The following is a 13,938-nucleotide window of genomic DNA, read 5'->3' on the forward strand; positions in this document are numbered from 1 at the left end:
TTTAAAATAGGCTTTTCTATTACCTCTCATAATCATCCACAATCACTTGCATGATACGATACAATTCTTCTGCTACTTTTTCATTACTACCCCTATTCGCATCATATGTAATTAACGCCTTCCAAAGTGCCCATCCTCTCGCTCTATTCCACGTTTCTTCATCCATGCGTAATACTTCTTTAAATACATTTCTACTATTTTCATCAAAAAACGTCCACGCCATCGCTGCATCACAAGCAGGATCTCCTACTCCTAAAATACCAAAATCAATTACAGCACAAAGCTTTCCACCTTTAACGAGTAAATTACCCGGCGCTACATCTCCATGCACCCAAACTGGTTTACGATCCCACGTTGAGCTAAGTGCTAAATTCCAAAGATGCTTTAATAATGCATCTTCAAAAATATCCTTATTATTTTCGATAGCAACTCTCGCCTCTTCATCATATACCGATATAAGTCCGCCCCGGTAAAAATTATGCGGTCCAGCTAAAGGGCCGTTACTCGCATTAATAGATTGCAATTCTACTAAAAAAGATCCTAAGTCCGCTGCAAATTCATTTAAATCACGAACGTTTTGTTTCGTAACTGTTTCTCCCTCTATCCACTTATTAATAGACCAAGGCAATGGATACGCTTCAGACGGATTTCCTTTCGCAATTGGTGTAGAAATTGGTAAAGAAAGTCCCTTACTTAATATAGGAAGCCAACTATTTTCTTTCTCTACTTGCGGTGCATATGCCACATCACTTGGCAATCTTACACTCATCTCATCCCCTAAGTGAAACGTCCTATTATCATGCCCACTAAACTTTACAGGTTTCACTTCTAAAGGGGCCCATTCGGGAAACTGTTCCTGTATTAACTTTTCAACTAAACTTACGTTAATTGGATGCATTCACATTCTCCTTTTCTTTTGAAACTTACTAAGCCCATCCGTACTTCCAACATATTCAAAACCATTTTTCTTATAAAAATCATTCAACGTACGATTATGCCCCACGCAATCTAACTTCAAATACTCTTTATCACATTGTACATTCTCGTCTATCCACTGTAAAACCCTCTCTCCTATTCCATTCCCCTTATATTTTCGTTTCACCGCAAATCTATGAATATATAATGAATTAGAAACTTCCTCTTTACCAAAAATGTGTTCATCCCATTCATTTTGTTTAGGAGAAACTGTAATCGTACCAACTATTTCATCTTCTTTCAGAACAACATACGTATATTTCTCTCTTATACGTTCTAGTATTTCAGCCGTAGCTTCCTCTCCTAAAAGATACTGCCACTGATCCACTTCTTTATGTTGTAGCCATTGTGCTACTTCTTTTAATAGAGTTTTAATACTATCACTCTCATTTTCGGTAGCAATTCGAATTGCATATTCTTTACTTATATTTCTCTCCATATTGCCTTTCCCCTTTCAAATTGCTACCATACTGACAAACGAGTCCTTCCATCATTTTCATCTGTAATATATTCTACATACAATCCTTGATTCCGTGCGTTTTCATACATCATTTCAATCTCTTCTTGGTTTTTCACATAAATTTGTATGTAATCACCATCCGCTACTAATACGACTACTTCACACTTACTCTCCTTAAATTCTTCATATGTTTCAATTTCTCCTAGTACTTCCCCTTTTGGATATGCTTTTAAGTCTACAAATAAAAGATAATATATGTTGTCTTTTATTAGCTTTTTTAAAGCTGAACCTACCATGATCTCGTTATCTTCTGAAAATAATTCTGGACCTAATTCATTCCCTACTATCTATATAAGCTTCCTCCCTTCCCATGGCTTGCCAATCAAATGCAGTAATATCAATTGGCTTTAAGACTTTCCAAAGTAAATTATCATATCCATCTAGAATATCTACTGTAATCCCTCTTTTCATATGTCTGCTCCTAGCTTATTTATTTTTGTTCCATACATTATATATCAAATTTAATTACTATATTTTGTCGATACCTATGTACATCATAAAAAACCGCTCCACTACTAGCGAAACGGTTTCCTTCTACTTACATTTACATATCTTATTCAATCGTTGCACTGCGTTTTAAAATATTTTTTAATATCTTCACTACATCAGTCGTTCATTCTTAATGCTCACTTCGACTTCACGAAGTAATATAAAAACCATACCGCATGATTTTGTTCATCCGCAGCTATTCTCCGTAACAACTCTTTCAAATGTGCATCCGATGTCTCATCTGAAATTTCCAAATAAAAATCTACTGTCTTTTGTTCATCTTGTATAGCGAACTCTAATCCTTGTAAATACGTATTTGGGCAGTTTTCAGTAATTTGTGGTTTCGGCTGCCTGCCAGTTAAGTTCGTATAAATTTGTACAAAGTTGTGGAAATGCTTTATTTCATCATTACGAATTTCAAGAATTTGTTTTTGTTCTACTTGATTTGGAGCCATATTCGCTAATTTTGCATAGCAGCTTATAGCGCTATACTCTCCATTTATAGCTTTCTCAATATCACTTATCAACTTATCATTCTGCCTATACCAATCATAATAATTCGAATTATACATTGTATCCCCTCCATACTTTCGCATAACATTTTATGCATTTTGAAATAGTAGGAGCATGTGTATATAACGGGACAGCTTTAGATTGAAAGTAAAGTTTGAGAAAATGGTCTATTTTGCAAAAGAATTGCTTATGCATAAAAATAACACTATTGTATACTGTTGCTATAAACTCTCGCGGGAGTGGGAAAATACATTCGCGAATCAACGAGAAGTTCAACATGATGCGGTGCGAAGCTATTATGAATTCAGTGACATAACTAGGAGGTTCCGCTATGCCATCTTTATTTAAAACTATGGAGTTCCAGCTAAAAACCGAACGACTTGACCTGAGTATGTGGGAGGAATCCGATTCAGTTTGGATGAGAAAATTAATTGGCGAACGTGGTGTGGACATGCCAGCCCTTGATTCCGTTCGTAGCCGGCTTATTGAGATGCGCAAGAAAGCAGACGAAAATGGCATTTCCCTTCTCACTATTCGTAGGCGAGACGAAGGCGATTTTATTGGATACTGTGGCTTGATTATCGGTCGTTCCACACTTGAAGAGCCGGAGATTGCATACGAATTGTTCCGTAGCGCTCATGGAAAAGGTTATGCGACTGAGGCAGCAGCCGTTGTACTGGACGCTGCAATTGCTACTGGGCGCCACAGGCTTTGGTCGACTGTAGGCGCTTGGAATATCGCTTCCCTCCGGGTGCTAGAAAAGATAGGGTTTAAGAGGCATCACAGTACGTGGGATGACGAGCGCGGTGAGATTGTTTGGAACGTACGCGATCTTTAGAAATTCCGGCTTAATTACATACAACACTTTTTAACAATCAGGCATTTACGTTAAGAAAAAGTCATCAAAACTTATTCCAAGGCGACAACAGCAAATACTAATTTTTCAACTTATAGATTTCATCAAAAAAAGCCGTTTCACTAATTTAGTGAAACGGCTTTTTTTAAGCGTTCAATTCTGTTTTATGCCCTTTTACTGCACTACGTTTGAATGCAGTTGCTAATATAATAACCGCACTTACTATACCAATCCAAACGAGTACAGTAACAGGTGTATTCCAGCTTACCCCTTTTCCGAAGAAGAAGATTTCTCTTAAGCCTTCGATCATAAATTTCATTGGTAACCATGGGTAAACCCAGTCTTGATAAAACGGAGACAACATCTCAGGTGCTAATGATAATAACGGCGCCCCGAAAAATAGTAATAAAGCGAATAAACCGATTCCTTTTAGCCCAACTAATGAAAGTACCGCAGATATCATTAAGAAGAAACTAAAAGAAGTAATGGATAAGAATAGAGCTGTATCCGTGAAGTTCGAAATATTTAATCCTACCATCCCATCTGCAATCCATGTAAGACCAAATCCAATTACAAGTGCCGCAATAGCTCCTGTTACGATTTGTTTTACTTTCAATATAAAGTTTTCTTTTCGTGAACTTACCGGTATTTTACTAATCGCAATAAAAATAATCGCTGCGCTCGCTAAACTTGCAATCCATAACGGCTGGAACAATGATATTGGTGAGTTACCGTTCGCACTATTTTTGCCGACCTCATTCATATTTTTCACGTTCTTTACAATAGGTGTTACTAATTTCACAGCTTGATCTGTTGTTACAGTATCTCCTTTTGCTTTTAACCCTTCTAATATTTGCGTACGAACATTATTGTTCATATTATCAACGGTCGCCTGTAATATTTGTCCTGCCATAGTTGATGCAGCCGTATTCATTCCTTGATTAATATATATTTCTATCTCAGGTGAAGATGGCTGTGGTGTTCGTAACGACGCTTGTTTTGCGCTAAATTCTTTCGGGATGACTAATGCCGCGTAATACTCTTTATTGTTTAATCCCTTTTGAACGGCTTCTTTATTTTTTACTTCTACCCACTTCACTGCGGGTTCTTCCTCTGATTTCGATGATTTTTTCACCGTATCAACAATTGTTTGCCCCATATTCATTTTCGGTTGATTTGGAATTTCTACACCTTGATCCTCATTTACAATTGCAATTGGCAAGTTTTTCGGCTGCGGTTGAACAGTTGGAAATAACGTTAATGAAAAAATAAAAACAACAAGTAGTGCAATAACTGGTGATAACAATAAAAGTTTATTTTTAAACATCTTCTTTTCTCCTCCTTTAATTTGATTTATAATAATCAACAACGTGTTGTTTATTTATATTTTGAATTATATGTTCGAGTTGAACCTTATACAATAATCAAAAATCGTGAATGTGTCGGTTATAAGACACATTTTCTAAATGTGTTCAGTAAAATTAAGGAGGGACATGCTTTGCGCGATAGTAATTTAGATTTGCGTGTTGTTCGTACGAAAACTGCCATACGGAACGCATTGGTGGAGCTAATTGAAGAAAAGGGTTTTGACGCCATTACAGTGAAAGATATTACAACGAAAGCAAACATAAATCGCGGTACTTTCTATGCGCACTATCAAGATAAATTTGATTTAATGACAAAATGCCAAGAAGACATTATGTACGAGTTTTCTAACATTGCTAAACAGAAATTCCCGGAAGTTATTGCTGACCTTGGAACAAATCCTTCTCCAACAATGCCATTTATACTTATCACTTCTATTCTTGAATTTCTAAATGAAAATAGTGATTTTATGAGAGCTGTACTAAGTCCGAAAGGAGATTTATCTTTCCAAACAAAACTGAAAGACTTTATGTGGAAAACATTATTTGAAGATACGAATGGTCCTCTCATTAATAAGGAGAATTTACTTGTTCCAAGCGAATACTTAACTTCTTATATGGCATCTGCACATATAGGTGTCATCCAGCAATGGTTAAATAATGGACAAAAAGAAACACCTGAGGAGATTGCTCGCTTTTTATCAACTATTGCAGTTCATGGACCTTTTTATGCAGCTGGTTTAAAGAAATAAGTCCGCTATATAATAAAAGATCATCCACTTTAATAGCGGATGATCTTTTATTTCATTACAACACTTCAATATATCCTTCTGTTCCATGTACCCGAATTCGTTGTCCGTCTTTTATTATTTTCGTAGCATTCTCCACACCGACAACTGCCGGTAATCCATATTCACGTGCAATCACTGCTCCATGTGTCATAAGTCCACCAACCTCAGTGACTAACCCTTTTATAGACACAAATAACGGTGTCCAGCCCGGATCAGTAAAAGCAGTAACTAATATATCGCCCTCTTCTAAATTCGCTTCTTCCATGTTTAAAATAACGCGTGCCCTTCCCTCTATAACTCCTGATGAAACAGGCAAACCTACAATCGCATCAGCTGGGAGGTTCTCTCGTTTATATTTACCTGTAATGATTTCTCCATCAGACGTCATTATACGAGGAGGCGTTAGTTTTTCATATAATTTGTAATCATTTTTTTGTTTTTGTATCAGCTCGTAATCTAGTTTATTCGTGCGAACAACTTCGTGAAGCTCTTCAAAAGTTAAATAGTATATATCATCAACTTCATGAATGACACCGCTCTGCACAAGTTGCTCAGCTTCTTTCAGTAACGCCTGCTTATATATGAAATAACGATTAACCATGCCGTATTTTGGATATTCACGATACCCGATACAATTACGGATGTTGCGAATCATACGCTTCGTTTCTTCTACTTTTTGTTTACTATCCGGTAAGTGTTGTAATCGATTTACTAACTCTTCTTCTTTTTTCACAGCTTCCTGCAGCCCTTCTTCAAACTTCCGTTTACTAGCACCATATTCAAAGTCCCTTATATGATTTAAAATCATCGGTATAATTGTAGCTGGCTGTTCACTCCAGCGCGTTTTCGTAATGTCGATTTCTCCGCTGCATCTCATTCCATATTTATTTAGAAAGGCATCGATTGCATCCCGAACTTTTTCCCCGCCTTTAAACTGAATTAATTCATCTAAAAAGCTGTCATCTTCTACATGTTGTAAATACGCAATGACTTCTGGATACGGCCGAATCACATCTGCAACATCTAATAATGCTAAACCCATTTCTGAAGTAATATTATTTTGTACAGATTGTGAAAGTACATCTGCTGCATTCTTTTCCCCTAGCCATTGTTCCATCTTTTCATTAATCCATGATGAAGCATTCATACCTGCCATAATAATAGCTATACTTTGCGAGTTAAATAATACTTTCTTTAATTGCTGAATGTCTTCTAAAATAAAATCAAGTACATCCACCCCTGATTTCGTTTGCATGTTTCGTTTTAACTCTTCTATTGATGTTTGACTATTCTTTATTAAATTCGTAACGATTTCCGGATCATTCTCAGGTTGTTGTTGCGAACTTGCAGATGGCACATTTTTACTAAGATCCTTTTCTTTTTCATCATCCGGTAACAATTGAATAAAATCATCTCGCTCGATTATAGTCGTTAATGCATCTCTTACAAGTGGATCCGATTTTCCTAAAGTGTTTATTAAGTAATCTCTGCTAGCAGGTAAAGCTAATTGTTGCGTAGCATCAACAAATAACCTGCCTCCCGCTTTACGCATAGGGGCACTAGTCGTTAACAGGAAAAAAGATAAACCTAATGGTTTCATCGCATCGGTCATCATTTGTTGGTGACCAACTGATATATACACGTGATTTTCCCCATCATTTACTTCTGGAATTGGATATAAAGTCGTAATCGGTCTGCTTTGGACTATATAAATTGTATCATGGGCTAAGCACCATTCAATATCTTGCGGACAACCAAAATAAGCTTCGATTTGTCTTCCGATCTGTGCTAGTTGTAAAATTTGTTGTTCAGACAATGTTTGAAGTTTTTGCTGAACCGGATCAATCTGTTTCGTCTCTGTTCCGCCCTCTTTTAAAGCATAAATAGCTATTTTTTTAGTCGCTATCATCGTTTCTGAAATTTCGCCTTCTTTTACTTTATAATTATCGGCAGAGACCAGTCCCGATACTAATGCCTCACCAAGTCCAAAACTGGCATCAATTGATAACACCTTTCGGTTAGAAGTAATCGGATCAGCCGTAAATAAAATGCCCGAAGCCTCAGGGAAAACCATTTTTTGAACGACAACACATATAGAAACTTGATTATGTTTAAAACCATTTTGTATGCGGTACGTAACTGCTCGCTCTGTAAATAAAGACGCCCAGCACTTTCTTACATGCTGTAAAATCGCTTCTTCTCCGATAATATTTAAATACGTATCTTGTTGACCTGCAAATGAAGCATACGGTAAATCTTCAGCCGTCGCACTAGAACGCACGGCATACGCATGTTCATTTCCAAAACGTGAGAGATAATGAGCTACTGCTTCCACTACATCAGTAGGGATTTCTACTGCCATAATGACTTCTCTAATCTTCTTACTCATTTCACCAATTTGAGCACGCTCTTCCATTTTCAACTTTGTTAGCTGCTGCAACAAATTTTGAAGCTCTTCATTTTGCTCGATAGCCTTTTCATATCCTACCGTTGTAACACAAAAACCTTCGGGTACTTGTATACCTTGAATGTTTGTTAACTCCCCTAAATTCAAACCTTTTCCACCGACGAGCGAAAGCTGCGTGTTTTCTATTTCCTGAAAATCGAGAACAAAAGAACTCATGTAACATCTCTCCTTACTATGCATGTGTTCTTGATTGTAGCAGGAGTCAATACGAATAAATAGTCTATTTCGAACTTGATTTACATGATATAATTAACTTAGGAAGAGATATGCCTCCTCTAATTCACTTCAACTACATCACCAAACTTAAACATCCTTTGATTATGAAAAGCATCCTCCGTCCTCCGTACAAGTAATTGTCTTATTTACTGGATTTATACCAGCTTCTGTTATGTAATTTTTATATAGATAGCTATTTTTATAATATGTAAGTAAAACCTCTTCTTCACCTAAATATGAAGTTAACAGCTTATTTTCAATCCTTTCTTTTGCATCTTGCGTTAAGATTGGGCGCGGAATCTTTGTTTGCTCCTGTATCATTTTTTTAATACAGACGAACTGCTCTGGCATACTAGCAAGCAGTTAAATATACTACAGTGTTTTTCCTATCATTTGGTTAGCTGTTATTGAAGTATATACGTTCGTATTTTAATGATGATATGTAATGATTGGTTGAATGTTTCTTACACTGATAAAAAAGGCCAATTCCCTTAGCGTACAGGGAATCGGCCTTTTCTATGTTGAAAATTGCTTAGCGTACGAAATTCACGTTTTGTTGATGCTTTCCCTCCAAGTAAAAATGGACAGTTTTGTTTGAAGGCGTTATATAATTCTTAAATTGATGGACATATAAATTTAAACTAAATTATATACTCGACACTCTTCACTAAATAAATTTGTATCATATGTATGTTCTATATAAATTTGATGCCATACCATAAAGGTTAGTACTGTCCAAATTTTACGACTATGATCACCTTTATCTGTGCGATGTGCCTCCAGTAAGTTTAATACATATTTTTTATCAATTAAATGTTCGGTTTTACTTTCTTTAATAATATTCAGAGCCCAGTCATACATTTCATCTTTTAACCAATGACGGATTGGCACTGGAAAACCGAGTTTCTTACGATCTAGTACATGATCTGGAACAATACCACGTACGGCTTCACGTAAAATAGCCTTTGTAGTTCTATTGGCAATTTTTAATTCTGTTGGAATTTTAGAAGCGACATCAAAGACTTCTTTATCTAGAAATGGAACACGTAATTCTAGTGAGTGAGCTGTAGACATTTTATCCGCTTTTAATAAAATATCTCCACGTAACCATGTGTACATATCAATGTATTGCATTTTACTTACATCATCATAATCCTTAATTTCATTGTACAATGCTTTGGTAACATCCTTATAGTTAACACTTTCATTGTAAGACTTTATTAACTTAATCTTCTCTTCTTCACGAAAGATCTTTGCATTACCATAATAACGTTCTTCAATTGGTGTACATCCACGCTCTAGAAAACTTTTCCCTTTAAACCCTTCTTTAAGTGCTCCACTTAAAGCTTTTAAAACCGTTCTCCCGGAAGTGGGAATGTATGAGAACATTTTTAAAGAGTTTGGCTCACGATAAATATTATATCCGCCAAATAGCTCGTCTGAACCTTCACCAGACAGAACAACTGTTACATGTTTACGTGCTTCTTTTGCAACAAAGTACAATGGTACTGCTGCTGGATCTGCTAATGGGTCATCCATATGCCACATGATTTTTGGGAATTCATTCATAAATTCTTGTGGTGTTACCAATACACTATAGTTTTTTACTCCTAATTTCTCAGCAGTTTCTTTCGCTACATCTATTTCACTAAATCCACGGTGCTCAAAACCAACAGAGAATGTTAGGAGATTTGGATTTATTTCTTTTGCAATAGAAGCAATAATAGATGAATCAATCCCGCCAGATAAGAATGCACCCACTGGAACATCGCTACGCATATGTACTTTTACTGAGTCATATAATACATCACGAATTGCTCGAATGTGTTCCTCTTTTTTGTTATCTGAAGCATTGAAATATGGTTTCCAGTAGCGATAAACCTCTATCTCTTTTCCAATTTCTTTTATGAAATAATGACCAGGTTCAATTTTATTAATATCATTTGTTAATGTTTCTGGTTCTGGTCCGTATTGGTATGTAAAATAATGTTGGAGAGCAGTTGGATTTACACCCTTATCTTGCATTACATGTAGGATACTTTTCTTTTCAGATGCGAAGAAAGTTATATCGTTCTGTTGTGCAATGTAAAGTGGTTTAATTCCAAAATGATCGCGAGCACCAAATAATTTTTTCTCTTGACGGTCCCAAATTACAAAAGTATACATTCCACGAAGATAATTTACACATTCTTCTTTTACTTGGGCATATAATGCAACAATAACTTCCGTATCTGACTGAGTTGAAAAACATGCTCCCTGTTTAATTAACATTTCACGTAATTCTATATAATTATAAATTTCACCATTGAACATAAGTATATAGCGTTCATTATCATATGCTAGCGGTTGATGTCCCGCATCCAAATCAATAATACTTAACCGTCTAAACCCAAATTGAACATGCTCGTCACGAAAATATCCCTGGTCATCTGGACCACGGTGGTATAACAGATTCGTCATATTTTCAAATTGTATTTTTTCTGTTTCTGAATATCTTTTTGCAGTATTATACAAACATCCTACATAGCCACACATTTTTTTACCTACTTTCAAATTATCTACTCTCTAAAATTTTTATAGTGTAATCCACTTTCAATAAAAGTCAAAAAAATACGCTCGTCAATTAAAGCTTCACAAATAAGTTCTAAGAAATTTAGATAAAAAGGACATTTTTTTGATGATCTAAACTAATTGAAACTTTAATTAAATTATATATCTATAACAAGATAGGGCAATGTTACTTTTTCTATTATAATGATAGATATGTTCTATCTCCCCTCTAATAGTTATTCGAAATTCAATCACTATTTAATTAATTTTCTAATCTGTTCTTTACTTTGTTCAGAAATAGGAAATCCTAATTTTATAATTTCATTTGTAAGCAATTCAATAAAATTTCTAGTGCCAAACCCAATAAATTTATCTCTACGTAAAATAAGGTTAACTTTCCTACTAATTCTAGGATTTACTATAGGAATTGCTAATACATCATTATCTACAGTAATATCAAGTAAAGTTTTAGAGACAATTGTCACGCCAAATCCATTTCTAACAAGATCAAATAACGATTCGATACTAGAGGTCTCAATAATTGGAGACAAGTTTATTTTTTGTGGTAAACATGTATAATTCAATAACTTTCTGCATTCATGACTGTCTGGGAACAAGATTAATGGTAATTTATTCAATTCTGAGAATTGTATTTCTTGTTCATTAACTAGTGAATGGTTATTTGATACCACTAAAAATAACTCTTCTGTATATAATGGTACTTTTACAATTTTTTCATCTTCGAATACGTACTCGGAAGAATCAATTATAACAGCAAAATTAACCTGATTCTGGTTTATTAATTCTAGTATTTCATCTGAACTTATAATTTTTACTGTTACCTCTGGATAATTTTTATGAAAATCTAATAATAAAGTGGAGACTAAGTCTGTTAGTTCGCCAGGCAAAGTGGCAATTGCTATTTTACCTCCTTTTATCTCCTTTAATTCACTGATTTGTTCTTTTACATTATCTAATGCATTAAAAATATTTTTACATTCGTTGGCTAAAATAGAACCAACGTCAGTTATGGCTATTTTCTTTCCCATGCGGTCAAATAACGGCATACCTATTTCGTCTTCAAGAGCTTTAATTTGATGGCTTAATGTAGGTTGCGTAATACCTAGCTTATCTGCTGCTTTTGTAAAATGAAGTTCTTTATAAAGTGTCATGAAATACTCTAACTGTCTTAATTCCATATAAAAATAATCTCCTTTTTTTAAAAAATAATTATATTTCTTTGCATATCTTTATTCATATTATGAGAAATTCTTAATTTTTCAGCCTTATAATCGCTCCGTACTCTCCCTTTACTGTATTATTGCCTAAATGTTCTATTCCTTCATTTATAAAAAAACGTAACTTTCTCTAATTAAATTTACTAGAGAAAATTACGCTTTTGTTATTTGGGATTCGATAATAAATTTTCTTAGTGGGTATATTTAATGTCCTATAGCCTTTCCCTTACAAAAATTTCGTTGGCTATATATGATTTATTTCACCTTTCAGCTTAAAAATTTCTATCTATTTAACAATGAGTACCCTTATTTTTCAACTTCTAAAGGGATGTTGTGACTATAAGTTTGACTAGAGCTTCTAATTTGAAACCCTTCAAAGAAATCAATAGTTAAATTATCATCAAGAAAAGCTAAAGAGGCTTTGTTTATATAAAATGATTTCCAGTTTGTTTGAATTTCTTCGAAACCTACATCTGATTTAATTAATTGTATTCTTACAACCCCATCCAATGGACGCCCGCAGCCTCCCATTTCATATTGTAGAAATCGAAAATGGTTAGGATATTTAGTCTCTAAACTTTCGAAATGTTTAATAGCAGCTTCTGTAACAGTAACATTAATTTGCATAATATTTTCCCGCCTTTTCTATTTTGGATTGAAAGTAGAATAATTCAAAAATTCCCAATTATAAGATTCATAACAAAGCGCTTCAAGTACTTCAATTATTTGAAATTGTACTAAACGTTGCGCACCAGGAAACTTTGAGAGATTATCTTTATCCATGTTCCAAATGATACTTGCTTCTCCTGTGATTTGTAATGTATCCCCAGTATTAAAATCAAAAAACAATAACCCAACATTTGGATTTTGGACAATATTTCCTAAAGTATTGAACAACATGTTTCCTGAGTAATCTGGAAATATAATTGTTTTTTCATTAATGACATGAACAAATCCTGGCATCCCACCCCTATGGGAAATGTCCATCTTTCCCTCAGAACTTGCACTTGCAATAATAAAAGTATCGGATTCACTAATCCAATTCTGTTGCTTTTTATTTAAAGTGTTACGCGGATGAGGTTTCTTATTTACAATTTCTTCAACAGCTTTATATTCGAATCTTCTCGCCTGTATATATTTAGGACAATTACCGAATACTTGTTCAATTTTGATTTCAAAGTTTCCATCTGGATAAATCATCGAAACCTTACCATTTATTCGTATTCTTATTCTGGAAGCAAAATCAATTACTAAAATTCCTACTTCCTTGTGTTGTAAAATATTAAAAAATAAAGGATCACCTTCATTTATTTTTGTATTGATTTTAACTAAGTCAGCTTCGATAGCTTGTATGATACCAGGGTTTCCTGCTAAAAATGAACTCCAAACTCTCCCCTGTTGATCCATAGAAGATACCACGAATGAATTCTGTCCATTTAGAAAATTTATGAACTTTTTCGTCATTGTCTGTTGAATCATTGTACTTGCAGTGCTTGCAATCTTTTGTACACCTAGTAAATCGTGTACAGTACGCTCTCCAGAATGAAAAACCTCCATTTATTATTCCTCCAATCTACTTTGCAATAGCGGACTAGCTAAAACACCTTCAAATACTTAAATGAAATAAAAAACATCGTATTCCCCAAAAATGTAAAGCGAACATTGATAATATAAGCTTTGCCATCAACAAGCTTTCATTACTTTTTATTAATATACATAGAAGAATGAAAGCCATTCACTACAAGAAAATAACTTCATTTCACACTAGTCCTCTTTTGCAAAAGCATAATGGATTCAAAAGATTACCTTTAAGTTCTAACCTAAATATATACAGATATCTTTACGTTTAAAGCCACGCTTTACAAGATACTTTATATACCCCTTATCGTGAGATTTTTATCTATTAAAGTTACTTATCATTTCGTATTGCTATCTTGTAAAGCAACTTCAGTTTAACTC

Annotated in this window: 11 protein-coding genes and 2 pseudogenes; 2 read left to right on the plus strand and 11 right to left on the minus strand. The window is 34.5% G+C overall.

Annotated elements, in window-relative coordinates; genetic code table 11:
- Window positions 1–19: 19 nt before the first annotated feature.
- The 4 genes and pseudogenes from AC1Q51_RS19395 to AC1Q51_RS19410 all read right to left on the minus strand — a co-directional run bounded on the left by AC1Q51_RS19395 (window position 20) and on the right by AC1Q51_RS19410 (window position 2,556).
- Window positions 20–898, minus strand: coding sequence for an aminoglycoside phosphotransferase family protein (locus tag AC1Q51_RS19395; protein WP_000553381.1), 879 nt, complete (start codon window positions 896–898; stop codon window positions 20–22).
- A complete protein-coding gene (locus AC1Q51_RS19400) occupies window positions 899–1,414 on the minus strand; it encodes a GNAT family N-acetyltransferase (protein WP_000440752.1) in 516 nt (171 codons plus the stop codon).
- A gap of 23 nt (window positions 1,415–1,437) precedes the next feature.
- Window positions 1,438–1,906: pseudogene (locus tag AC1Q51_RS19405) on the minus strand (DUF2691 family protein).
- A gap of 215 nt (window positions 1,907–2,121) precedes the next feature.
- Window positions 2,122–2,556 carry a ferritin-like domain-containing protein gene (locus AC1Q51_RS19410; RefSeq protein WP_000282832.1) on the minus strand — a complete coding sequence of 145 codons (435 nt, stop codon included), beginning with the start codon at window positions 2,554–2,556 and terminating at the stop codon, window positions 2,122–2,124.
- A gap of 272 nt (window positions 2,557–2,828) precedes the next feature.
- Between AC1Q51_RS19410 and AC1Q51_RS19415 the strand changes: the two genes are divergently transcribed.
- Window positions 2,829–3,335 carry a GNAT family N-acetyltransferase gene (locus AC1Q51_RS19415; protein ID WP_001139527.1) on the plus strand — a complete coding sequence of 169 codons (507 nt, stop codon included), beginning with the start codon at window positions 2,829–2,831 and terminating at the stop codon, window positions 3,333–3,335.
- Between the two features lie 163 nt (window positions 3,336–3,498).
- On the opposite strand, the gene AC1Q51_RS19420 is transcribed toward AC1Q51_RS19415, so the two are convergent.
- Window positions 3,499–4,680 (minus strand): YhgE/Pip domain-containing protein, encoded by a 1,182-nt coding sequence (locus AC1Q51_RS19420; protein ID WP_016512626.1) that lies wholly within the window; start codon window positions 4,678–4,680, stop codon window positions 3,499–3,501.
- A gap of 171 nt (window positions 4,681–4,851) precedes the next feature.
- On the opposite strand from AC1Q51_RS19420, the gene AC1Q51_RS19425 reads away from it, so the two are divergent.
- Window positions 4,852–5,469, plus strand: a complete 618-nt coding sequence (locus AC1Q51_RS19425; protein WP_043315287.1) for a TetR/AcrR family transcriptional regulator — start codon at window positions 4,852–4,854, stop codon at window positions 5,467–5,469.
- Window positions 5,470–5,524: 55 nt separating this feature from the next.
- On the opposite strand, the gene ppsA is transcribed toward AC1Q51_RS19425, so the two are convergent.
- From ppsA to AC1Q51_RS19455, 6 genes and pseudogenes are all read right to left on the minus strand, one after another.
- Entirely contained in the window at window positions 5,525–8,131 is a 2,607-nt protein-coding gene (gene ppsA / locus AC1Q51_RS19430) for a phosphoenolpyruvate synthase (RefSeq protein ID WP_492331653.1), read from the minus strand.
- A 119-nt stretch (window positions 8,132–8,250) separates the two neighbouring features.
- Window positions 8,251–8,542: pseudogene (locus AC1Q51_RS19435) on the minus strand (YolD-like family protein).
- A gap of 285 nt (window positions 8,543–8,827) precedes the next feature.
- Entirely contained in the window at window positions 8,828–10,726 is a 1,899-nt protein-coding gene (gene asnB / locus AC1Q51_RS19440) for an asparagine synthase (glutamine-hydrolyzing) (RefSeq protein WP_002094073.1), read from the minus strand.
- Window positions 10,727–10,995: 269 nt separating this feature from the next.
- Entirely contained in the window at window positions 10,996–11,940 is a 945-nt protein-coding gene (locus AC1Q51_RS19445; RefSeq protein ID WP_492331654.1) for a LysR family transcriptional regulator, read from the minus strand.
- 345 nt (window positions 11,941–12,285) lie between these two features.
- Window positions 12,286–12,606: an iron-sulfur cluster biosynthesis family protein gene (locus AC1Q51_RS19450; RefSeq protein ID WP_001166736.1), complete on the minus strand. Its 321-nt coding sequence runs from the start codon at window positions 12,604–12,606 to the stop codon at window positions 12,286–12,288.
- An 18-nt stretch (window positions 12,607–12,624) separates the two neighbouring features.
- A complete protein-coding gene (locus AC1Q51_RS19455) occupies window positions 12,625–13,536 on the minus strand; it encodes a pyridoxamine 5'-phosphate oxidase family protein (RefSeq protein WP_075718729.1) in 912 nt (303 codons plus the stop codon).
- Window positions 13,537–13,938: the final 402 nt, after the last annotated feature.

This window comes from Bacillus sp. MT94, from assembly GCF_058792475.1.

What these genes read in the sequence shown, in the direction of transcription:
- AC1Q51_RS19410 (WP_000282832.1), bottom strand. Translation starts at nt 2,556, where the DNA reads ATGTATAATTCGAATTATTATGATTGGTATAGGCAGAATGATAAGTTG.
- ppsA (WP_492331653.1), bottom strand. Translation starts at nt 8,131, where the DNA reads ATGAGTTCTTTTGTTCTCGATTTTCAGGAAATAGAAAACACGCAGCTT.
- AC1Q51_RS19420 (WP_016512626.1), bottom strand. Translation starts at nt 4,680, where the DNA reads ATGTTTAAAAATAAACTTTTATTGTTATCACCAGTTATTGCACTACTT.
- asnB (WP_002094073.1), bottom strand. Translation starts at nt 10,726, where the DNA reads ATGTGTGGCTATGTAGGATGTTTGTATAATACTGCAAAAAGATATTCA.
- AC1Q51_RS19445 (WP_492331654.1), bottom strand. Translation starts at nt 11,940, where the DNA reads ATGGAATTAAGACAGTTAGAGTATTTCATGACACTTTATAAAGAACTT.
- AC1Q51_RS19450 (WP_001166736.1), bottom strand. Translation starts at nt 12,606, where the DNA reads ATGCAAATTAATGTTACTGTTACAGAAGCTGCTATTAAACATTTCGAA.
- AC1Q51_RS19395 (WP_000553381.1), bottom strand. Translation starts at nt 898, where the DNA reads ATGCATCCAATTAACGTAAGTTTAGTTGAAAAGTTAATACAGGAACAG.
- AC1Q51_RS19400 (WP_000440752.1), bottom strand. Translation starts at nt 1,414, where the DNA reads ATGGAGAGAAATATAAGTAAAGAATATGCAATTCGAATTGCTACCGAA.
- AC1Q51_RS19455 (WP_075718729.1), bottom strand. Translation starts at nt 13,536, where the DNA reads ATGGAGGTTTTTCATTCTGGAGAGCGTACTGTACACGATTTACTAGGT.
- AC1Q51_RS19415 (WP_001139527.1), top strand. Translation starts at nt 2,829, where the DNA reads ATGCCATCTTTATTTAAAACTATGGAGTTCCAGCTAAAAACCGAACGA.